Consider the following 22,991-nt stretch of genomic DNA (forward strand, 5'->3'; position numbering starts at 1 on the left):
CTTTATTTATTATTGTATCTCCTTTTGTTTGCTTAGCATCATGCCTAGTTCCAGTGTTTTTGTTTGTTGCAGGCTACTGGCAAGCATTTCAAGCAAAGATGTTATCATCGGTCCCATTGGTCCGCCAATTATTTCTTCCGGCAGAAGATCTTTTATTAAGGGTAACAGCGGAAGGAAAGCTGCAATTTCATCTTTATCCAGATATAGGAATATATCTCCCTTATAAGCGATTTGTCCGCCCATGCTGCTGTAAGGGGCTTCCGAATTTTTGCGGATATTCATCCGGATACCGGTAGTACTCCATTTATTAAGCTGCTGGTAAATGGCTGCGATAACGGAAGCGTCGAGGCCGCCGTCTGCCTTAGTCTTATTCTGTTGAATCTGGTAAAGAATCATATCGATGTTGGGGACTATATAAAGTTCCGAGTCGTCTTTTACATAATAAGAAGCCAGGTTGATCGGCGAAGTGAGCCATTCGCTCTCTTTTCTGTTCGGGGGAGTATTTATCAAGTCTCCGATAGCTTTGCCTTCCGGCATGGTGGCGTAGCGGGCTGTGATATTGCCATCCGGATTGAAAGAGACTTCATTGATAAACCAGCAGATCAGGTTTCCTGCAATAGGCTCCAGTATGGGAACTACCTGTCCCAGAAGAGCATTGTCAGTTACCATATGAAAGGCATGGCGCATCAAAGTATATTCTCCCAAAACAGGGTCTGTTTCAATAGATTCCCCACCTTGCACCGGATACCATGTCCCATTTGAAGTCAGTTGGTTCGATGCGATTTTTACATCGGTCAGATCGAATGTCATCTTGCCTTTTTCAACATTCCCTCTGTAAGCGAAAGTAGTGCCGTTGTTTCCGGTTCCGTTTCCTGAAAAAGAGTAACTGTTGCTTCCGGAAGTAACTGCTACGTTCTCCAGCAATGTTGCGGCTTCCCCGGGGAGGACGTAATGCAGTGTAATGGTTGCCGCATTGTTACCGGTTAGTTTGAAAGAGACGTCCTTACCGATGAACTCACGTCCACTGTAAGTCAGGTTCAGTGTATTGCCACCTTCCGGTGTACTCAACTTATTGGAATAGATTCCGTTTAATTCGGAACCGCCCTCATCATCATTGTCATCGCAGGCAAACAGGAAGGGGACCATGCAGATAACATAAAGAAAGTTGCGCAATAAATACTTGTTCATTTACTTTTCTTTTTATTGTTTAATTTTGATGATACAAAGTACTGATATAACTTTGTACCAAACAATAGCTATCTTTCAGAATCAATATTCCATTATTAAGAATCGACATTTCGGAGGTGTAATAACTATCTGTATATTAGTGTATGGTAAAATGACATTATTAATAATAGAATATCGAATGTGAAAAATAGACATTGACGGATATGTTTATATCTCCTTTCTTTGCTCTCATTATGTTAATGAGTATATTGTTAGGATTTTTAGCCTTTTTGGTCCGGATGCTTTTTAAAAGGAAGGTAGCAGGTAAAAAGGTAAGTGAGGCTTGTGAGGTAAAAGAACAATGTCTCCCGGATAGCAAAGAAGGCAAAGAAGTCTGATTTGTGATGAAAAAACTACGTGTAAAATATTGAAGAATGAAAATACTGCTTGTAACAAGAGGATCGCAAGGTGATGTACTGCCTTATCTGGCTGTAGCCCGCGAGTTGGTTAAACGGGGTCATGAGGTAACGGTAAATATTCCCCATGTTTTTGAGGAAATGGCAAAGAAATATCCTGTAAAAGTCGTTTTGCAGGATTTTGATAATATTGGCGGGATGATGGCCGACGCAGCCGAGAATAAACAGAGTTTTAAAAGGATTGTCGAGTGGACGCGCGAGGCGATAGACAAACAGTTTGTGCAGGTAATTCCGCTTTTGGAACAGAACGATGTTCTTGTAGCTGCTAATACTGAATTTGCCGCTACGGGGATTGCCGCGTATTGCAAGAAGCCGTTCGTCCGCACTTCTTTTGCACCTTTTCTTCCGGGCGAGAAAATGCCGCCTCCTGCTTTTCCTTATCCGAAACCCAATCCGATCATTACACCTAAATTGCTTTGGCTGATGATGAACCGGGTATCCAACTATATGGTGAAGGATACGATAAACAAGAACCGTCGGAAATACGGATTGGCTCCAATCAGTAACTTTGGGGAGGATGCCGCAAAGAATAGTGATAACTTCTTATTGTACAGTCGATATCTGGGACATACCGATCCCGTCTGGGACAAACGTTTTCGCTGGAATATAGGCGGGTATTGTTTCAATGATACCTTTGAATATGATGAAGAGGCTTATCAGGAATTGATGGCTTTTATCAAAAAGGAACAGACACCGGTTCTCTTTTTTACGTTAGGTAGCTGTACATCGAACGACCGGGAGCGCTTTTGCGGTATGCTGGCCCGTATCTGCAAACGGAAGCAATACCGGCTGGTGGTCGGTTCAGGTTGGGCAAAGACCGGAGAGACGTTGCAGGGGAATGAACAATTGTTCCTGATGCAAAAGCCGATTCCGCATCATCTGATTTTCCCTCATTGCGACGCCGTGATTCATCATGGTGGAAGCGGAACGACGCATAGTGTGGCACGTGCCGGGAAACCTCAGCTGATCACTCCTTTACTTCTGGATCAGCCTTATTGGGGGTATCGGGTCCAGGTGCTCGGAGTCGGCCCGGAAAGAGTGAAGATCGCAAAGGTATCGGAAAGTGAACTGGAGCAAAAAATGGGTGACTTGATCAGCAATCCCGAATATAAAAAGAATGCAGCGATGCTCAGTGAGCAAATTGAAAGTGAAAAAGGAATCGAAAACATCTGTAATTATATAGAATCTTTGGCACGATAACCCGTTTTTTACCGCAGTTTGTTCTTGTTGAAATGTGGTCCAGCCTTGAAGATAAAAAAGAAAGTGGATAAAACTGTCAGGCAGGCTCCAAACAGATAAGCGTGGTTGAATCCACCGAATTCCTGTGCGATACTTCCGCCGATCATTAATCCGATTCCGATACCGACATCCCAGCTAGTGAGGTAGGTGGAAGTTGCCGTTCCGCGCTGGCTGTTGGGTGCCAGATTGACAAACAGGGTGTTGAATGCCGGGAACATGGTTCCGAAAGCAACACCTTGTGATAAAGCGATGGCTATATATAAATAGGAAGTGAACGTCGGATTCCATTTCATCAATGCATCGAGGGAAGCGAGCGCAAAGAAACTGGCACATGCCAGATACATCCCCAATGTAATAACCAGTGTGATACGCCCTTTATCTACTTGCCGGCCGGAAAACAGCCTGGAAGTCGCGAGTCCGATCGCCATAAAGGTGAAATAAAGTCCTGAATTGACAGATATACCGATCTCGTCGGCATACATTGCCACATAGGTGGTTGTCATCCCGTAAGGAATGGAAAGCATTAGTAGTGATATTCCTGCCCAAAGGCCTTTTACCAGGAAGAAGCGGTCGAGCGAAATCGGTTCTTTCTTTACCGGTTGCTTGTAAGGCGTTTTAACCAGATAAGCCATGATAAATCCCAAGAAGCAGGAAACCAGCGAGCAACTGAAAATCACTTCATAACTGAAACTGTTATGCATGAACAATCCGATCATCGGACCGAAACTCATTGCCAGATTATTCGCCATCCCGTAATATCCAATTCCTTCGCCACGACGTGAAGAAGGAAGAATGTCGATCACGATCGTATTACCCGATACCGTGACCATCCCGAATGCGAATCCGTGAAGAATACGCAGCACAATGAAAATACTCAACACGCTGGCAATCATATATCCGGCGAAGATAACCATGAATATGGCATACGCTAACAGATATAACGGGCGACGGGCAAAGGTATCCAGCAGATATCCGGAAAACGGACGGATACAAAGACAGGCTATCGTATAACAGGACAGAATAAACCCGATCATCGACTTATCCGTCATAAACCGTTCCTGTAAATAGAAGGGCAGGATTGGCAGTATCAGGTAAAATGCAAAAAACAGCAGAAAATTAGCCGTTAATATGTAGCAAAAACCGGGTGATAATAACTTGTCTTTCGTCATAGCAGTGAATAGTAGAATGGTATTATTTGAAACCTAACTTATCAAAAAGTTCCCTCTCTTCTGTTGTCGCATTCTTTACCGTATAAGCGGCAAACTCCCGGGGATGATGATAATTTGCCCGGAACCATTCGAACTTTTCCGGCGTTTCCCTCAATGCTCTGTCTACACCAAGCGGACTAAAACTTTTAAGTATTGCGTGTTCGATACGATGTTCCGTCACTCCGGCGAGATCGATAACAGGGTCGGTAGGCTCTGACGGCATAACTTCTCTTAATTTCTCTATTTTCACACCGAAGAAACGTTCGATGTTTTCCAGGCAGGTACGAGTCCCGTTGGCTTTGCCATCAGCGGAGAATCCGGCAATATGGGGGGTGGCAACGGCTGTAAGACTTAACAGTTCCCGGTCGATCGCCGGTTCGTTTTCCCAGCAATCTATCACTGCTTCGCTGATTTTTCCTGATTTCAGAGCTTTTATCAATGCCGTCGTATCGTGTACAGCTCCTCTTGAAGCATTTACAAACCAGGGCTTTTTACGTGTTTTGTTGAAAAAAACTTCGTTGGCAAGGTGACGGGTTGCAAAAGGTCCTTCTTTTGTCAATGGTGTATGGAAGGTGATGATATCAGCTTCTTCTGCGATCGTATCCAGCGAAACGAATCCTGCCGCTCCCTCTTCTTCTGCTCGTGGCGGGTCATTACGCAAGATATGTAAACCGTAAGCCGTACACAGTTTTTCCAGTTCTTTCCCGACATGCCCTACACCGACTATCCCGATCGTTTTTCCTTGAAGCGTTTCTCCTCTGCGAAGGGCTATCGTGATAAGTGAAGCCAATACGTATTGTGCAACCGAGACAGCATTGCAGCCAGGTGCATTTTTCCAGGTGATACCTGCTTCATCACAATATTTTATGTCGATATGATCGAAGCCGATAGTCGCTGTAGTGATCAGTTTGACACGGCTACCTTGGAGCAATTCGCGCGTACATTTGTCGATGCTTCGTACAATGAGAGCATCTGCGTCGTGGATGGTTGAAGGAGTAAACTCGTTTGAGTTGAGGTATTTTATTTCTGCGATTGGTTCGGCTACGCCTTTTAGGTATGGGACCGTGTTGTCAGCTACTATTTTCATTTTATATGCTTTTTGCAGGGCAAAGATAGAGATTATTTGCGGAATAGACTGGTAGGTGATGGCTTGAAATCAGCATATCCATTGATAGATTATCGAAAAAGATTTTCTACCTTTGTCAACAGTATTTACAGAAAGCAAAACGATTATTTATGAATTTCAGCGAACAGTGTTACCGGATATTTGAACAGGCTACGAAAGCGTATCATGTTTCTGATGATGTGGATGCAACCATGCATAATCCGTATGAGGTAAAAAGTATAGAGTTTTATCTTTATTTGAAAAACTGGATTGATGCGGTACAGTGGCATCTGGAAGATATCATCCGTAATCCGGCAATCGATCCGGTGGAGGCAGTGGCTATCAAACGCCGTATAGACAAGTCTAATCAGGATCGTACCGACTTGGTGGAATTGATCGACAGTTTCTTTCTGGATAAATACAAAGAAGTGAAAGTATTGCCGGATGCGACGATCAATACGGAAAGTCCGGCATGGGCGGTCGACCGGTTGTCTATCCTGACATTGAAGATTTATCATATGGCCGAAGAGGTTAGCCGTCCCGATGCAACTCCCGAGCATAAAACGAAATGTGAAGAAAAGCTGAACGTGTTGCTGGAACAGAAGGTTGACCTGTCAACGGCTTTGGACCAGCTACTGGCTGATATTAAAGCCGGACGTAAGTACATGAAGGTGTATAAACAAATGAAAATGTACAATGACCCGGCATTAAACCCTGTGTTGTACGGGAAAAAATAAAACGGAATGAAAGTATATCATGGCAGCAGCACTGGAGTCGTTAATATATGAAAGGAGTTACGAGTTATGAAAAATGTATTCTTTCCGGATGAAGTAATAACGAAAGAGGATGTTTTCTATGTCTGTAGCCTGATTGAACGTATTGCACGTCGTTTGAAACAGCCGAACCGGTATGTCGTGAATTGTATGGGGAAACAGGCGCTGGCCGAGAAATTATCCCTGGCAAATGTTATGCACAGCGAAAACCAGCAGGCTGTCGTTGAACGTTTGATTGATGAATTCCGGTTGCAGGAAGGTAATTATGATGTGACAAATGTCAATCCGGCATTGGTCGATCATATTCCGACCGAGCAGGATATGGGAAAAGTTTATATGCGCCTCGTGTTGTCAACTCTCTATTCCTGGGAGGATTATGCAGATGCTATTTTACGTGTATATAATGATAAAATATGCCGTACGATAGATAATTATAATGGAAGTGCTTATTATGAACCTTCCTATTATTTAACCCGATGTTATTATAGCGGAACATTTAATTAACTCATTGCAAAAATACTTGTTATGCGACTCTCTGCATGGGTATTTTGCCTGGTTTCGATAATTTTCTCTGTCGCAAAAGCGAATTATACTGAATGATCTTGATGGCAAATTGATGTTGTTTTTAGGAATAACATATCTTATTGTCTTGTTTTGAGCGGTTGCTGTGACTGTAATGTCTGTCAGAATAATGGAAATAGAATAGCTGGATATACAATATTTAACACTAAGCCTGTTTATATGAATTTCCAATCACCGTTTTAAATGAATTGTCATCTCGTTTAAAACGAATTTTTTTTCATTTTAAATGAGATGAGAGTTTATTTAAGACGAAATATTTGTTAAATTCAGTCGGTGAAACTTTTTTGATGAGCCTTTTTTCCTTTAAAAACTATGCTGTACAGCAGATTTAGATTCCAGATGTAACGAAAAGTTGTATTGGGTTTAAATATCTAATTCATATATTTATTTAATCTTTTATATCATCATTTATGGGTATAGACTATTGATGGATCAAAAAGCTGTATTTGTATAGTGAAAGCCTGAATAAGGATATTTGCTATCTTCTCCTGGGCGAGATAAAAAGCGCTGTGTCTGGTCAGGACTACATATAGCTTATTGGCGATAGGGGTAATTTGACATTTTGATAAATACGACGATATCCTGTCGTAACAATGATTGCCGTGACAATATGACAACGGCATGTAATGAATTCAGATAACTTATTCCGGAAATAATTTATATCTTTGTGAACAGTATTGATAGAAGTTACGAATCATGAAAATGTATTAAATTCATTACATGGCAAAAATACTTGTTATAAGACTTTCTGCTATTGGCGATGTTGCTATGACGGTTCCAGTGATCTACTCTGCCGCCAAAGCAAACCCCCAACATACGTTTACTGTACTTACGCAGGCTTTCCTGATACCTGTTTTTATGAACCGTCCGGCAAATGTGGACGTGATCGGTATCAATACGAAGGCGGCAGAAAAGACATTGGGCGGATTGCTCCGGTTTGCCTCTGCGTTGGTCAAGTATGAGTATGATGTCGTATTGGATTTGCATAATGTGATCCGTACCATGATTATCCGAGGTATGTTCCGGATAAAAGGGAAAAAGGTTTATGTTGTGGATAAGGCAAGGAAGGAACGGAAACGGCTGACCGAGCGTAATCATAAGGAACTGAAACCCTTGCGTCCGGTGATAGAACGCTATGCCGATGTGTTCCGTGCTGCCGGTCTGAACTATACGGAAACTTTCACATCCCTTTATGAGTCGAAGCCGGCCGATTTGTCGGCTATGGAAGCCGTGGCCGGAACAAAGACCGGTAAATGGATCGGAATTGCCCCGTTTGCCAAGCATCGCGGAAAAATCTATCCGGTGGACGATATGGAACAGGTTGTCGCCCGCTTGTCGGAAAATGAAGATTATACGATCTTTCTGTTGGGAGGTCGTGGTTATGAAGAAGCTGTTTTGGAGCAATGGGCATTCCAGTATCCGCGTGTAAAAAGTGTTGTCGGTCGTTATTCGCTGGATAACGAACTTGCCTTGATCAGCCGGTTGGACGTATTGCTTTGTATGGACTCAGCCAATATGCATTTCGCTTCTCTGGTCGATACAAAAGTGATTTCGGTCTGGGGAGCAACGCATCCCTATGCCGGATTTTACGGTTATCATCAGGACCCGAAAAATGCCGTTCAACTCGATCTTCCTTGTCGTCCCTGTTCTGTTTTCGGCCAGAAGCCTTGTTTCCGGGGGGATTGGGCGTGCATGACACAGATTACGCCGGAGATGATTGTGGAGATAATTAAGAGTGTTATATGATGAAATTAGAAATAAATCCTAAGTATAATATGCTTGCTTCATTTGTTCGAACTATCCCTGAACAATTTGATGATTTAGGATTAGTGATTTATGAAGGACGTAATATTCTTCGTAAATGTGTGGTTGGTGATTTGCATTTAGTTATAAAATCGTTTGCGCCTCCTCATATAGTTAATCGTTTTGTATATGGGAATCTACGAAGGTCGAAAGCTTTTCGTTCTTTTCATTATGCTCTTTTATTGGGAGAAAAAGGTGTAAATACACCTGAGCCAGTTGCTTATATTGAACAATATAGAATGGGGTTGGTTCATTCTTATTATATATCTTTGGAATCTCAGTTTACTCGTAATTTGAGAGAATTTTGGTTTATTCCAGAGATAGGAGAACGGCGTCCCGTATTAAAAGAATTTGGGATATTTACAGCACAGATGCATGAGAAGGGCATTTTGCATCTTGACTATTCTGCTGGGAATGTTCTTTTTGGTATGAAAGATGGAAATGTTTCTTTTGATATAATAGATATTAATAGGATGCGTTTTGATAAGGTATCAGAGGAGGTTGGATATAAAAATTTTGCACCTTTATGGTTGACAGATGATGCTTATGTAGAGATTGCAAGAGCGTATGCAAAAGAAAGAGGTTTTAATGAAAATAAGGCGGTAGAGCGAATTTTATATTATAAGAATCAGTTTATGGGAAAATAGGAGTTGAATAGATGTAAAAAGAACCAAAAAAAGAGTAAAATGGATGAATCTTCGTAAGTTTAAAGGCTTATCTTTGACATAATAATTAAAAATAAAATATGATGAAAAAAAAAGGCATTTTATTGGGCGTTTTCTCTTTTTGCAGTAAGTTTAATTTCTTGTAATCAAGAAATAGATGAATCTATAAAAAAATTAGAGTTAGATGTTGCTCAGAGTACAAGATCTTTGAATATAGTAAAAGAAGACACCTTGGTTCAGAATTATGAATTCTTGTATAAGGGAAAAGCTTATGAAACATCTTTATTGGTTGTTGATGATTCGATTGTGTCTGTTGAAAATAAAGAGGTTGAGGATTTGTTTCTAAGTTTAAATGCATTACCTGATTTGGTTACTTACGTACATCGTAATGGTGAAATTGAATATTTTGATGATAGGGAAGAACTTCTTTTGGTGTTACCATCTATAGTTAAAAATGAAGAAAATGATGTTAAACTATCTAAGGTGATATCTAATGGAATTGTAGACAACCCGGCTTGTGATCCTATAATGAATGGCTATTATGCTAATTTGTTTTTGTGTGATGATCATAATTATGGAGGAAAGGTTCGTCATGTCCTTTTATCTACAGCAAATAGGGATACTGTTGTCAATCATTTGAAGCCTGGCTATGATATGAATGATAAGACTACTGCTTTTTGTGCTTATAGTTTCGGTGGAAATACTTTGTTTGAATTATATGAAGATGATCATTTGAAAAGTCATTGTTTGTCTTTTACATGTTATAGTAAAGATGCACAAGTTATGAATGGTCCATACTCGACGTCGTTTCAATGGTTGCCTTATGGAGCTGTTATTGCTCCAAATCTGAAAAATATACAGGTAGAGGGAACAAAGAGGTCTACTTGGAATGATCGAATAACTTCAGTAAAAATAACTAGGCTTTAATTAGACAAAGTGGAAATTTAGTGGAAGGATGCAATAGAAAGTAGTATCTTGAAGGTTTAAAGTCAAGTATAAAAAACAGGCTCATAAAAGTTTTTACAACTTTCGGAGTCATGCCTTCATTGAAATGATTTTATAGTATGATATTCAATACACACATGGGGTATGCTACCTTTTTTTCGGCGTCACCTTGGCTTTGGAGAGGTGACATTGTAGGGTGACGCTGAAAAAGAGGAATGGAGTCTTTGTTTATATAATGAAAATCAAAAGGTTTGATTAAAAAGATGAAGGGCGACGCTGAAATTTGTATAAACATTTATTGTGTAGATAGGTAGGAGTGGCGAACAAGTACCTACCTGTTCGTTATTCTCTGCCTACCCGTTGGAAGAAAAGCGTAAGTTTCTCAAAAACTGACAAGTGATTTTAGGAATAGACTTCATATCCTATCAGCGCATACCCTAATAAAGTATGGTTCAATATTCTATAAAAAGTGAGGGCGTACGTTATAGGTAATGCAAACAGTATCCTTATCAAATTCTCTAAGCTATATTGGAAACAATAGAAATTGAGTGAAGATAGGCGTATGTTCAGGGCAACCACACCAAATTGTTTGAAAAGGGGGCAGCAAAGACTTTTGGAGATTCAAAAAGCCCTCGTTTTTTGTAAAAAATCAATCTCCCAATGGAGTTTTATAAATTTAATTTCACCTTTCACTGCCTATAACATATTGTAAAGCAGTTATTTGCTGTGAAGGGAGAGTGAAGGGGTGATAAATGTTGTTTCGAACAAAAGCGTACGGCTTTTCCCAAGAATACGTACGGTTTTTCCCCTATATTCCGGCAGATTATACCCTGTAAAGTAGCGTCCGGTCCCCTATATCCTATTGGTATGTACGTTACATCATGCTGGTACTACTATCCCATCCGGTCGGCATCGTAGTGTCAGCACAACTTACATGACTGTGTGAAGGAGGGTGGTTTCCCAACGGACAGGCATCGGTTGGCCAACGGATAACTATCCGTCCCTAAACGGATGCCTACTCACCGGAAGGTTTCCTGTTACGGTTCACCAAACAGTAGTAAAAAGGCTGGGTTTACTACAAGAAGTTATAATACAGTATGTTACATGTGTGAAGGGAGAAGTGTGAAAATCATGGAGGGGGAAGATTGTTTCCGTCGCGGACTTTCTTATGGCTTTAAACTACCATTTCAATCATATAAAACGGTGTTTTGTGTCGGCAAAAACGGCACTTATCAGAAAAAGAACAGTTCCCCATCCGTTTTCTTTCGGGCGAGAACTGTTTTGGTGCGGTTGCCCTGGCGTATGTTTGGGTGTATTTCAATTATTCAGAAACTAGGTGTAAAAAATAATGATCTCGCAAAACAAAGATTTGTATAGGTAGGCATATGTATGTTTTTTCTCCTTATATCCGGTAGGTTATGCTTCTAATCTTTTTCAGCATGGGGTTTTGGGGAAAGTTTTGATGAATATAACTGACTTGTTTGTGGGTAAGGCGTTTCATTTCATGATTTCTCATAAAGCTATCGACTCTTTTTTCAAATAATTCTCCACCATATACAGGATATCTGCTGGACTCTTCATTATATTCATTATAAATGGGTTGTTTGAATATGTCGTTTTTAACCAGGTAGCATTGGTCTGAAAAACCATATCCAATATAAAAGTTTTCTGTTTCATCAATGGATTCGTGTGCAGCTTCTTTATATTTATGGTTCCATACAGGATTGGCAACGGCAAAGTCCGTATGTTCGTTCATTAGTTTGATTGCCTCTGAAATCCAATCAGTAGAAGGTGCTTTCTCCATTCTTGCGTCACTTGAGAAATGTAGATGATAAGTTGTTTTACTTAGGTAAATCCCAACAAGTTCAGCTATCGAATAGTAATATCCTTTTCCAAATGAATTTTTGTCAATCTGAAAGAAATCAAGAGCTTCCTGGGCATAATTTTCAGCAACATAGTAGGCGTCGATAACTCCTTTTCTAATTTTCTTATCTGCGAATTTGCATACCAAAGGAAGGTCGTTGACATTATTGATAATTAATTGTTTATGTTGAAATACCGTATTACATCTTTGTATCATTTGATCCAAATAGGGAGTTTGTAAAAGGAACTCCCAGTCATTCTCATAACATTTGGTTTCGAAAGTAATTGTATCCATTTTCTATTTTATTTTAATTCCGGGTCTATCTCGTTTTCAGAAATTCTGGATTCCCATATTTTGGCAATAGTTGCAAATTTATAAAATGCATTTAATCCGCAATAAGTTAATCCAGCTTTGCCATCTCGAAAACCACCTTTTAATATATAAAGTTTGAAAAAGCGAAAAGTCGTTTCTCCGATTAATGACCAGAAAGGATATTTATTGTTTTTGCGCTTATCCAATTCATTGTCAGTATATTGGTTGGTTTTTCGTATATTTGTTGAAACAGAATCATTTGCCAGATGTATAAAAGCCAGGTCTTTTCTATTTGAAGGGATGACTTCTATTTTCCCTTTTATTTGTGGCTGAGAATGTATGGAAGAAGGCCAATAAGTATTTTCCTTTTTTACAAAACGCAGCAAGTAACTTGGATAAACACAATGCATAAAGCGTCCCATGAAATAATTTTTCATAGGGATGCGAATACCAGAAAGACAGTTTTCTTCTTGAATTCGTTTGTATAAATAATCTTTTAATGCTGGAGGAACTATTTCGTCTGCATCAATGATCAATACCCAAGGATATTTGGCAGATTGTATAGCGTAATTACGTGCAGGCTCAACATATCCGATATTCTCGTGATAGATAATTTTGCAATTATATTTTTGTGCAATTGGAATTGTATTATCTGTACTGTACATATCACAGATAAGTATTTCGTCAAATCCTTTTACAGCTTTTAATACTCTTTCGAGATATTTTTCTGCATTATAAGTATTTATGACAACGGAGATTTTCATATTTGATCAAAATTGTATAATCGGTTTCCAAAACTTTTTCATTTTTCTTTTGTACCATGAATGACATCCGAAGGGGAGTTGATGGTTGTTTAATTTATAGCAATATCTCGGATATTTATCGAAAGCAAATCGAAGGGCTTCCTTTACTTCCGGATAAATAAAGCCGTCTGCTTCAGTTGCCCAGAATACATCTTCATTATAAAGATGATGCCGCTTTTGTGACAAGTAAAAACGGATTAAGTCAACCTGTTCTTGAGTGACTCGGTAATGGCTGGCTACTTTGCGTAAAGATAGTCCTCCATTGCCTATTTTATTGTATAAGTCTTGTTTGGATGGTTTGCCTGTTGATTTTTGATACCGATGTATAAGAGACATAATGATTGAAATAATCGGCAATCGGTAGACCGGTTTTTGAAGCCAGGGAGCACCGATATAATCATATCCTTTATTACACCAATCCGACAGCTCGTCATGAAAGACAAACGCATCTAATTGATAAATCAGTATGTATTGGCTGTCAAGAAAACGTTCGTAAAACTCGGATGTGAGCATCAAATGGTTGTAACCGCTGATTCCTTTGAAATAGTTATCATCGAATGAGGTTACTATCAATTTCGGAAATTCAACTTGTAATTCAGACAGGTTCAGGGAAAAAGGTTTGATTACAACTAATGGATAAGAATGCAAAACTTCGTATGCCTGCGTTAATGAACGCATTTCCATTTTGGAAAACGTATTCTTATAAATGGGTATGACAACTTTCACTAAATCCACTTTTGTTCTTGTTAAATAACTTGTTATTGAGGACAAAGATATAGTTTTTCTTTGTTTTAATTATCTTTGTGCAATTTTGATATGAAAGTTTCATATATAATGGACAAAATGAGAATAGCAATTATCGGCCTCGGATATGTAGGTTTGCCATTAGCGCGTTTGTTTGCTACTAAATATTCGGTTGTTGGTTTCGATGTGAAACAAGAACGGGTTTCAGCGTTGAGTTTAGGGGAAGATACCACGAAGGAGGTGTCGGAAGAGTCGTTGAAATCGGTTTTATCAGACCATTTGCCGGAAGAAGGGGAAACAGGACTTTATTTTACTTCTGATCCGGAAGATCTGGTTTCCTGTAATTATTATGTAGTGGCTGTTCCTACGCCAGTCGATACGCATCACAGTCCTGATCTGACCCCATTGTACCGTGCCAGTGAAACTGTAGGTAAAGTTTTGAAGAAAGGGGATATTGTTATCTATGAATCAACTGTTTGTCCGGGCATTACAGAAGAGGAATGCGTTCCGATTCTTGCAAAGACTTCAGGATTGGTATATAATGAAGACTTTTTTGCCGGTTATTCTCCTGAGCGTATCAATCCGGGGGATAAGGAACATACGGTAGAGAAAATTATGAAAGTAACCTCCGGCTCCACACCGGATGCGGCGGAGAAGGTAGATGCGCTATACCGTTCTGTAATTACAGCCGGAACATTTCCGGTATCCAGTATCCGCGTGGCAGAAGCATCTAAAGTGATTGAAAATACGCAGCGGGATATTAATATTGCTTTTGTAAACGAGTTATCTAAAATTTTCCATCTGTTGGATATAGATACAAACGAAGTGTTGGCTGCTGCCGGAACGAAATGGAACTTTCTGCCGTTCAGACCGGGGCTGGTTGGAGGTCACTGCATTGGTGTCGACCCTTATTACCTGATCCGGAAAGCGCAGGATTACGGATATCATCCCGGTCTGATCCTGTATGGGCGTCGTATCAATGATACGATGGGCGAATATATAGCTAACCGTGTGGTGAAATGTATGATTAAAAAGGATGTACCGGTTAAGAATGCGGAAGTGCTGGTGCTGGGTTTTACATTCAAGGAAAATTGTCCGGATGTGAGGAATACAAAAGTAGGGGATGTTGTCCGTGTATTGAAAGATTACGGCATCAATGTCTCCGTGTATGATCCTTGGGCTCGTGCGGAAGAAGTCCGGGATGAATATGGAATAGAGTTGACCGGCTCTTTATCCAAAGGCAGGAAGTATGATGTGATTGTACTGGCTGTGGCTCATAAAGAATTTCTGGAACTTGACATCCCGTCGCTTGTCAGTGAAAATCACGTAGTATATGATGTAAAAGGTTGTCTGAATCCGGAATGGGTGGACGATCGGCTGTAAATTAAATCCACAACATATAGAATGAAAACAAACATACTTTTTTCCTTCCTTGTTTTTTGCTGTAGCTTTTTTACAATCTTTCCTGCCAATGCAGATTGGAGGGATAAAATACCCTTGTTAAAGTATTCTCCCCGTTATTTTGGAGCGAATGCCTTCCCTTTTCCGGAATTGATGGGCGGGAAGTTATCTCCGCGCTGGGAGGTCGAATTAAGAGGTGAATATCATAAAATGACCGGGGATAAGACGAAAGACGTTTTTGCCCGTTTGTATATCCCTATAGCCAAAGGACGTGCCGGTGTATCGCTTTACGGGGTGATTCAGGAATGGTACGAAACATCACCGGAAGTGCGTGACGAGCGTAATGCTGTCGATGTGAAATCTCCGATCCCTTGTCATGGGGATTTTATATTGAGTTGCCATTATCAGGTGCTGAAAAGTGAGAAATGGGTGGATATCGTGGTAAATGCAACTCTGAGAACAGCCAGTGGGGGACGTTTGTGTGATGCCCGTTATACAGATGCGGCTGCTTATTGGTTCGATTGTAATATCGGACGGACGTTGTGGCAGAATCCGGAAAAAAATGCGTCTGTCCGTTTACAGGGAATGGCCGGTTTTTACTGCTGGATGACGAACGATCTGATACATCGGCAGAATGATGCTTTGACATATGCGATAGGGGCACAGGCTACTTATCGTGGTTTTACATTGAATTGTGACTATACAGGCATAAAGGGGTACAGAGGAGACGGGGACAAACCGATGATTGTCCGCTCAAAACTCAATTATGAGATAAAAAAGAACATTATCTCTTTCGGTTATAAACACGGTATACAAGATTATCTTTACGATAGTTTTTCGTTGGCCTATATCCGCTGTTTCTGAAAACCATCTTGAAGGAGGATTTTTCTGTTATTTCCGTCCGAAATCAGCCGGAATTTCCCCCCACACCGAAGTCTCCCATTTCAGGATCGTTGTAGTATAGGTGTTTGTATTCAGCCATTTCTCGGCACGTTCGATCAGATCGAAGATTTGCTCGTTGACAGGTTCACGTTCCAGCAGAGTCTTGCATTTCTTCTTTTTGACCCAACTGATCGCATTACGGCTATCCGAATAAATAGGCAGGTTGCTTCCTTTTTGCTTTAACAGTGCCAGGCCATGAACGAGTGCCAGAAACTCGCCGACGTTGTTTGTCCCTTTTTTCAAAGGTCCGATATGGAAAATCTCTTGTCCGGTGGCTGTGTAAACACCCCGGTATTCCATATCCCCCGGATTTCCGCTACAGGCGGCATCTACCGCCAGGCTTTCGTTGATCGGTTTTCCGACAGGTGCTTTCGGTGCCAGATTGGCGGCAGCTTTGGCTGACGAAGCAGTTCTCAGGTAATGGGTATATCCTTTCTCAAAGGCTTCAACGGCCTCTTCGCGGGTTTCGAACGATTTGTATTTCGCTCCTTCTTGTCCTTCCACCTGCATTTTACACTCTGCCCAGTTGTCGTAAACACCTGGGTTAAGTCCTTTCCACACGACATAATATTTGTTCTTCGCCATCTTCTGTATTCTTCGGATATGATTTGCAAAGGTAATATTTTGTTACTTTTCTATTGAAAGAAAAGTAATGAAGAAAAAAAACTTTACATTTGCGGTAAACAATCATATACGAGATGAAGCGTATTTTTTTGATAGGTTATATGGGAGCCGGAAAGACGACGGTCGGCAAAGACCTGGCCAAACGAATGGGGCTTTCTTTTATTGACCTGGACTGTTACATAGAAGCCCGCTACCATAGAACGGTCGGGCAGATATTTGCTGAAAAAGGGGAGGCGGCTTTCCGTGATATTGAACGGCGGATGCTCCACGAAGTGGCCATGTTTGAAGATGTACTGATCTCCACTGGCGGTGGTGCTCCCTGCTTTTTTGACAATATGGAGTTTATGAACGAAACAGGCTCAACCGTTTATCTGAAGGTGTCGGTGGAAGAGTTGGCTAAACGTCTTGAAATCTGTAAATCGACTCGCCCCGTACTGAAAGGACGTTCCGGTGATGAGTTGGTTGCATTTATTGCCGAAAGCCTGGAGAAAAGAACTCCCCATTATATGAAAGCTTCAATCGTGTTTGATGCCGAAGTGATGTTGACGGAAACGGATGTGCATGAGATTTCGGAAGCATTGGAAAAAATAGTATAATATATAATGTAAGGCAGTTAGGAATTGCCGGCCGTGGAATCGTATTATGGAAGCAACAGGAGACAAACAGCTTCAGGGTTCATATATTACCCAGGAACTGTTGAAGGAATTGAATAAGGTAGGTAATCGTTTACTGATTGGTATCCCTTGTGAACGGAAAGAGGGGGAAAAGCGGCTTGCGCTTACTCCTGAGGCTGTTGACATGTTGACCGATCGCGGACATCGTGTATTGGTAGAGTCGGGTGCCGGGTTGGGGATCAATTACTCCGATAATCACTATTCCGAGGCTGGTGCCGAGATTGTCGCTACTCCGGCGGAAGTTTTTCAGGCGGATATTATTTTGAAGATACTTCCTCCTTTACCTCAGGAAATCCTGTTGATGAAACCTCGTTCTACTGTCTTTTCCATGGTGCAACTCAATCTGTTTGCTCAGGAAGCTTTTGAACTGATGATGGCCAAACGTATTACGGCAATCGCTTATGAACTGATGTCGGACGATCAGAAAAGGTGTCCTATCCTGAATGTTATTTCAGAGATAGAAGGGACAGCTTCTATTACCATTGCTTCCGAATTGCTGAGTAATACCCAGGGAGGAAAAGGTATTTTGCTGGGAGGAATCCCCGGAGTGTCACCGACTGAGATTGTGATCGTCGGTGCAGGAAATGCAGGAACCGTGGCTGCCCGTGCTGCTTTGGCGCTAGGTGCATCCGTTAAGGTTTTCGATGATGATATCAACAAGCTGCGCACGATTCAGCAAGTATTGGGGCAAGGTTTGTTTACTTCGACTTTTCATCCGAATGTATTGCATAATGCTTTCCGTACGGCGGATGTAGTGATCGGAGCTATGCGGTATATCAATACACGTTACCGTTATGTGATTGCGGAAGAATTGGTCAGGACTATGAAACGGGGTTCTCTGGTGATTGATCTGCGTATCAGTCAGGGTGGTTGTTTCGAGACAACCTGCTGTCTGGCTAAATCCGATCCGACCGTTTTTGAGCAATACGGTGTATTACATTATTGTATACCTAATATAAGTAATCGGGTGGCACGTACCACCTCGATGGCTTTCAGTAATATATTTGTACCCATCTTTCTTGCTTTGGGAGATGCCGGGACAGTCCAGAATATGATAAAGTCGGATGATGGCTTTCGTTCAGGTGTTTACATGTATTGTGGGAAACCTGTAAACAATTACGTGTCTAATCATTTTAATTTATCATCAAATAACCTGGATCTATATCTTTCTGCTTTTTAAGCCTCAAAAGTTTTGAACAAGCCAAGTTTATTCTTTACTTTGCGGAAATCTAACTACAAACAAGCGATTAAGCTAATATAAATAATTATGGCAGAACAAACAAAAGTAACAACGTTGGAGAAGGTTGTGATCCGTTTTTCGGGTGACTCCGGAGACGGTATGCAGTTAACCGGAACGATCTTTTCTAATCTGTCGGCTATTTTTGGAAATGAGATTTCTACATTTCCCGACTATCCGGCGGAAGTACGTGCTCCTCAGGGAACACTGAGTGGTGTATCAGGATTCCAGGTGCATCTGGGATCACGTAAAATTTTTACTCCTGGTGATAAGGCGGACGTTTTAGTCGCTATGAATCCCGCCGCTCTGAAAGTGAATGTGAAGCATATCAAACCAAATGCAATTGTTATTATCGATACCGATTCATTCAAGAAGAGTGATCTGGATAAGGCTTTGTACACAACGGACGATCCGTTCAAAGAACTGGGTCTGAACAGTGTGCAGGTTGTCGCTGCCCCGATCTCTACGATGGTGAAAGACGGTTTGGCAGAGTTTGGTTTGGATAACAAGTCTGCGCTCCGTTCAAAGAATATGTTTGCCCTGGGCCTTGTTTGCTGGTTGTTTGACCGTCCTTTGGAAGAAGCCATGAACATGCTTCAGAATAAATTCGCCAAGAAGCCGGTGATCGCACAGGCTAATATCAAGGCGTTGACAGACGGTTATAACTATGGTCACAATATCCATGCGTCAGTTTCTACTTATCGTATTGAAAGTAAGAAAGCTGAACCGGGATTCTATACGGATGTAAATGGAAATAAGGCTACTTCCTACGGTCTGATTGCTGCTGCCGAAAAAGCCGGCCTGCAACTTTTCCTGGGTAGTTATCCTATTACTCCGGCGACTGATATTTTGCATGAATTATCTAAACGGAAAGATTTGGGCGTAATTACCGTTCAGGCTGAAGATGAAATTGCCGGTATTTGTACGGCTATCGGTGGTAGTTTTGCCGGTTGTCTGGCTGCTACATCGACTTCCGGTCCGGGTTTGGCGTTGAAGAGTGAAGCGATCGGTCTGGCTGTAATAGCTGAATTGCCGCTGGTTATCATCGACGTACAGCGTGGAGGTCCATCAACAGGTATGCCGACAAAGAGTGAGCAGACCGACCTGATGCAGGCGCTTTACGGACGTAACGGTGAAAGTCCGCTGGTAGTGATTGCCGCTTCTACTCCGACAGACTGTTTCGATGCAGCTTACTGGGCTGGTAAGCTGGCTGTAGAACATATGACTCCGGTTATCCTGATGACGGATGCTTTCATTGCAAACGGTTCGTCTGCCTGGAGATTACCTGACCTGGACAACTATCCGGAAATCAAACCGAACTACGTGTCCAACTATCAGGGAGAAAAGCCCTGGAAGGCATATCGTCGTGATAAAGATACACAGGTTCGTTACTGGGCTATCCCGGGTATGGAAGGATTTGCACACCGTTTGGGTGGTCTGGAGAAAGATTACGATACAAGTGCTATCTCGACCGATCCTATCAACCATCAGAAGATGGTTACCACCCGCCAGGCAAAGATCGACAAAATTGCTGATTTCATCCCGGAACTGGAAGTGCTCGGAGATCCCGATGCCGACCTGTTGCTGGTAGGCTGGGGCGGTACATACGGTCATCTGTATGAAGCAATGGAAACAATGCATGAACAAGGCAAGAAAGTGGCTTTGGCCCACTTCAAATTTATCAGTCCGCTTCCGAAGAATACGGTAGAGGTACTTTCCAAATATAAGAAAGTGGTTGTTGCTGAACAGAATAACGGACAGTTTGCCAACTACCTGCGTGGTAAAGTTCCCGGATTCAATCCGTACAGATTCAACCGCGTGAAAGGACAGCCTTTCGTTGTTGCGAGATTAGTTGAGGAATTCACTAAAATATTGGAGGCTTAAAAAATGACAGATATAAAATTCGAACCGAAAGATTATAAAAGCGACCAGTATGTACGTTGGTGTCCGGGTTGTGGAGACCATGCCGTATTGAACTGCTTACACAAAGCGATGGCGGAAGTAGGAGTGGCTCCTCATAATATGGCCGTTATCTCGGGTATCGGGTGTTCTTCCCGCTTACCTTATTATATGAATACATACGGTTTCCATACCATCCACGGACGTGGTGCTGCAATAGCAACAGGTGTGAAGACTGCCCGTCCCGACCTGAGTGTCTGGCTGATCACCGGCGACGGCGACTGTCTGGCTATCGGTGGTAACCATTTTATCCATGCCGTACGTCGTAATGTCGACCTGAACATAGTTCTTTTCAACAATAAAATTTATGGTCTGACCAAAGGACAATACTCCCCGACTTCCGAACGTGGCTTCGTTTCCAAAAGTTCTCCTTACGGAACAGTGGAAGACCCGTTTATCCCGGCTGAACTGGCTTTGGGAGCACGCGGAAACTTCTTTGCCCGGGTGATCGATGTGGATTTGAAGAATACAACTGAAGTATTGGCTGCTTCTGCACGCCATAAAGGTGCTTCTGTCACGGAAGTGCTGGTAAACTGTGTAATTTTCAATGACGGCATTCATAAGAGTATCGTTGATAAGGAATATCGTGCAGACCGTACCATCTTCCTTCGCCACGGCGAAAAGATGATTTTCGGAAAAGAAGGTAACAAAGGTCTTGTGTTGGATGGTCTTAAACTGAAAGCCGTTACGATCGGTGAAGGTGGCTACACAATGGATGATGTGCTGGTTCATGATGCCCATGAAAAAGATACGACACTTCATATGATGCTGGCTATGATGAAAGATGATATGCCTATTGCCCTGGGTGTTATCCGCGATGTGGATGCTCCGGTATACGATGAAGCCGTTCATCAACAGATCGAAGAGGTACAGGCAAAGAATCCTACCCGTAAACTGAAAGACTTCTTAATGAAGGGTGAAGTTTGGGAGGTGAAATAAGATTTTATTATAATAACTGGAATAGGAGGGGTGATCATATGGTCATCCCTTTTTATTTTTATAAGAAAAAGTGAGTATAAATGATCGAAACCTGTGTTTTGAAAGAAAAACGTTATTGGAACAATGAATAAAGATTATACAAAATATACTGCGGAAAAATTGTTGGAAGATGATTTTTTTATCAAATCCAATACTTCTCCGACGTTGGATACGATCAATTTCTGGAAAAGACAGGTTGTAGACGGACTGGATGAACAGGAATATCAGTTAGCTATATTCTTTTTGCGTTCCATAAAGGTAAAAAAAGAACAAATGACAAATGAACGGCAGGATTTATTATGGACAAAGATCAAGGATTCGAATAAGATCCTGCAACTGCAGCGTAGCCGTCGCTTTCGTTCTTTTATGTGGATGGCTGCCGCTAGTGTCGCTGTTTTGATTATATTCTCTATTTCATATATATATACCAATGTAAATAAGACTCCGGATGTAGAAGCTGTTGCCCGGGAAATGGCTGTTACTCCGGATGAGGGAGAGATACAATTGGTTTTATCCGACAAGCAGATTCCGATTAGCGGACAGGAATCTCAAATCGAATATGATGCGAAAGGGACAGTGGCCGTTAATTCGGAAAAGATTGTTGATGTATCTCTGAATTCTGCCAATTCCTCTAAACGGTTGTCAGAGTTTAATCAGTTGATTGTCCCGAATGGAAAACGTTCCACCCTGATTTTAGAAGATGGGACTAAACTCTGGGTGAATGCCGGCAGCCGGATTGTGTACCCGGTTACATTCGCTGATAAAAAAAGGGAGATCTATGTAAACGGCGAAGTTTTTCTGGAAGTGACACCGGATAAAAAAAGGCCTTTTATCGTAAAAACGAAAGAGATGGATGTACAGGTTTTGGGTACTTCTTTTAATGTAATGGCATACGAAACGGACGAATCTTCTTCAGTTGTCCTGGTTACAGGGGCTGTACAGGTGGATACTAAGGATGACGAAGATTTCCGTTTGGAACCTAACAGGATGTTCTCTTATTACCAGGGAGAATGTGACATAAAGGAGGTTAATGTGAATGATTATATTTTATGGAAAGATGGGTTATATACATACAGAAGTGAACATTTGTCAGTAATCCTGGATCGTTTATCCCGTTACTATGGAAAAAAGATTAGCTATAAATTTGATGTGGCAGATTTAAAGTGCTCGGGAAAACTTGATATGCAGGAGGATCTGGAGGTTGTCCTAGATGGGCTGAGCCAAACAGCCCCGATTCTCTATAAGAAAATAGATGAAGAGTATATAGTAGTCAAAGAAGGTAAATAAAAGATTGTATATTAGGTTATTAATTTTTGAATCATATATGTTAACAACTTAAATTGGAAAGCCTATGGAAAAAGCTCGGATGGAAAAATGACAGATCTGTAAATACTAACAAAACCGGATAACACTGCCATGTTATCCGGTTGGATCTCTAAATTAACTAGTTGAAAATAACCATTTAAAAATCAATACAAAGATATGGTAAA

At 41.4% G+C, this 22,991-nt stretch carries 20 protein-coding genes; 13 read left to right on the forward strand and 7 right to left on the reverse strand.

The features are described 5' to 3' along the window. Positions 1-9: 9 nt before the first annotated feature. Positions 10-1,188, reverse strand: a complete 1,179-nt coding sequence (locus tag C825_RS02880) for a DUF4925 domain-containing protein (RefSeq protein ID WP_010801343.1) — start codon at positions 1,186-1,188, stop codon at positions 10-12. A 413-nt stretch (positions 1,189-1,601) separates the two neighbouring features. Here C825_RS02880 and C825_RS02885 point away from each other — a divergent pair, with 413 nt between their 5' ends. After that, the gene (locus C825_RS02885; RefSeq protein ID WP_009860673.1) at positions 1,602-2,843 is read left to right on the forward strand and encodes a glycosyltransferase; all 1,242 of its coding nucleotides are present in this window, start codon (positions 1,602-1,604) and stop codon (positions 2,841-2,843) included. Between the two features lie 8 nt (positions 2,844-2,851). Here the strand turns inward: C825_RS02885 and C825_RS02890 are convergent, their stop codons facing one another. After that, positions 2,852-4,051, reverse strand: coding sequence for an MFS transporter (locus C825_RS02890; protein WP_010801344.1), 1,200 nt, complete (start codon positions 4,049-4,051; stop codon positions 2,852-2,854). Positions 4,052-4,073: 22 nt separating this feature from the next. Continuing rightward, positions 4,074-5,177 carry a 4-phosphoerythronate dehydrogenase PdxB gene (pdxB, locus tag C825_RS02895; protein WP_010801345.1) on the reverse strand — a complete coding sequence of 368 codons (1,104 nt, stop codon included), beginning with the start codon at positions 5,175-5,177 and terminating at the stop codon, positions 4,074-4,076. Positions 5,178-5,326: 149 nt separating this feature from the next. Here pdxB and C825_RS02900 point away from each other — a divergent pair, with 149 nt between their 5' ends. From C825_RS02900 to C825_RS02920, 5 genes are all read left to right on the forward strand, one after another. Continuing rightward, positions 5,327-5,932, forward strand: a complete 606-nt coding sequence (locus tag C825_RS02900) for a DUF4254 domain-containing protein (RefSeq protein WP_009860676.1) — start codon at positions 5,327-5,329, stop codon at positions 5,930-5,932. Positions 5,933-5,998: 66 nt separating this feature from the next. Then, positions 5,999-6,472 carry a hypothetical protein gene (locus tag C825_RS02905; RefSeq protein ID WP_009860677.1) on the forward strand — a complete coding sequence of 158 codons (474 nt, stop codon included), beginning with the start codon at positions 5,999-6,001 and terminating at the stop codon, positions 6,470-6,472. Positions 6,473-7,270: 798 nt separating this feature from the next. After that, positions 7,271-8,296, forward strand: a complete 1,026-nt coding sequence (locus tag C825_RS02910) for a glycosyltransferase family 9 protein (RefSeq protein WP_010801346.1) — start codon at positions 7,271-7,273, stop codon at positions 8,294-8,296. Then, a complete protein-coding gene (locus C825_RS02915; RefSeq protein WP_081615922.1) occupies positions 8,293-9,000 on the forward strand; it encodes a lipopolysaccharide kinase InaA family protein in 708 nt (235 codons plus the stop codon). Before C825_RS02910 ends, C825_RS02915 begins: the two co-directional genes overlap by 4 nt. A 225-nt stretch (positions 9,001-9,225) precedes the next feature. After that, the gene (locus C825_RS02920) at positions 9,226-9,945 is read left to right on the forward strand and encodes a hypothetical protein (protein ID WP_044215000.1); all 720 of its coding nucleotides are present in this window, start codon (positions 9,226-9,228) and stop codon (positions 9,943-9,945) included. Positions 9,946-11,365: 1,420 nt separating this feature from the next. On the opposite strand, the gene C825_RS02925 is transcribed toward C825_RS02920, so the two are convergent. The 3 genes from C825_RS02925 to C825_RS02935 are packed head-to-tail and all read right to left on the reverse strand — an operon-like array spanning position 11,366 to position 13,677. Beyond that, the gene (locus tag C825_RS02925; RefSeq protein ID WP_010801350.1) at positions 11,366-12,121 is read right to left on the reverse strand and encodes a hypothetical protein; all 756 of its coding nucleotides are present in this window, start codon (positions 12,119-12,121) and stop codon (positions 11,366-11,368) included. Positions 12,122-12,129: 8 nt separating this feature from the next. After that, positions 12,130-12,903 carry a glycosyltransferase family 2 protein gene (locus C825_RS02930; RefSeq protein ID WP_010801351.1) on the reverse strand — a complete coding sequence of 258 codons (774 nt, stop codon included), beginning with the start codon at positions 12,901-12,903 and terminating at the stop codon, positions 12,130-12,132. Between the two features lie 6 nt (positions 12,904-12,909). Continuing rightward, positions 12,910-13,677, reverse strand: coding sequence for a DUF5672 family protein (locus C825_RS02935; protein WP_010801352.1), 768 nt, complete (start codon positions 13,675-13,677; stop codon positions 12,910-12,912). A 99-nt stretch (positions 13,678-13,776) separates the two neighbouring features. Here C825_RS02935 and C825_RS02940 point away from each other — a divergent pair, with 99 nt between their 5' ends. Continuing rightward, positions 13,777-15,069, forward strand: coding sequence for a nucleotide sugar dehydrogenase (locus C825_RS02940; RefSeq protein WP_010801353.1), 1,293 nt, complete (start codon positions 13,777-13,779; stop codon positions 15,067-15,069). Between the two features lie 21 nt (positions 15,070-15,090). Beyond that, positions 15,091-15,951: a hypothetical protein gene (locus tag C825_RS02945; protein ID WP_010801354.1), complete on the forward strand. Its 861-nt coding sequence runs from the start codon at positions 15,091-15,093 to the stop codon at positions 15,949-15,951. Between the two features lie 27 nt (positions 15,952-15,978). Here the strand turns inward: C825_RS02945 and C825_RS02950 are convergent, their stop codons facing one another. Then, complete coding sequence (locus tag C825_RS02950) at positions 15,979-16,614, reverse strand: ribonuclease H1 domain-containing protein (RefSeq protein WP_010801355.1); 636 nt, start codon at positions 16,612-16,614, stop codon at positions 15,979-15,981. A gap of 113 nt (positions 16,615-16,727) precedes the next feature. On the opposite strand from C825_RS02950, the gene C825_RS02955 reads away from it, so the two are divergent. The 5 genes from C825_RS02955 (at position 16,728) to C825_RS02975 (ending at position 22,788) form a co-directional block, all read left to right on the forward strand. Next, positions 16,728-17,249: a shikimate kinase gene (locus C825_RS02955; RefSeq protein ID WP_010801356.1), complete on the forward strand. Its 522-nt coding sequence runs from the start codon at positions 16,728-16,730 to the stop codon at positions 17,247-17,249. Positions 17,250-17,295: 46 nt separating this feature from the next. Beyond that, positions 17,296-18,507, forward strand: a complete 1,212-nt coding sequence (locus tag C825_RS02960; RefSeq protein ID WP_010801357.1) for an alanine dehydrogenase — start codon at positions 17,296-17,298, stop codon at positions 18,505-18,507. An 87-nt stretch (positions 18,508-18,594) separates the two neighbouring features. Then, complete coding sequence (locus tag C825_RS02965; RefSeq protein ID WP_010801358.1) at positions 18,595-20,448, forward strand: 2-oxoacid:acceptor oxidoreductase subunit alpha; 1,854 nt, start codon at positions 18,595-18,597, stop codon at positions 20,446-20,448. 3 nt (positions 20,449-20,451) lie between these two features. Then, a complete protein-coding gene (locus C825_RS02970) occupies positions 20,452-21,462 on the forward strand; it encodes a 2-oxoacid:ferredoxin oxidoreductase subunit beta (protein ID WP_009860693.1) in 1,011 nt (336 codons plus the stop codon). A 123-nt stretch (positions 21,463-21,585) separates the two neighbouring features. Beyond that, entirely contained in the window at positions 21,586-22,788 is a 1,203-nt protein-coding gene (locus tag C825_RS02975; RefSeq protein WP_010801359.1) for a FecR family protein, read from the forward strand. Positions 22,789-22,991: the final 203 nt, after the last annotated feature.

This window comes from Parabacteroides sp. ASF519 (assembly GCF_000364265.2).
Classification (GTDB): domain Bacteria; phylum Bacteroidota; class Bacteroidia; order Bacteroidales; family Tannerellaceae; genus Parabacteroides; species Parabacteroides goldsteinii.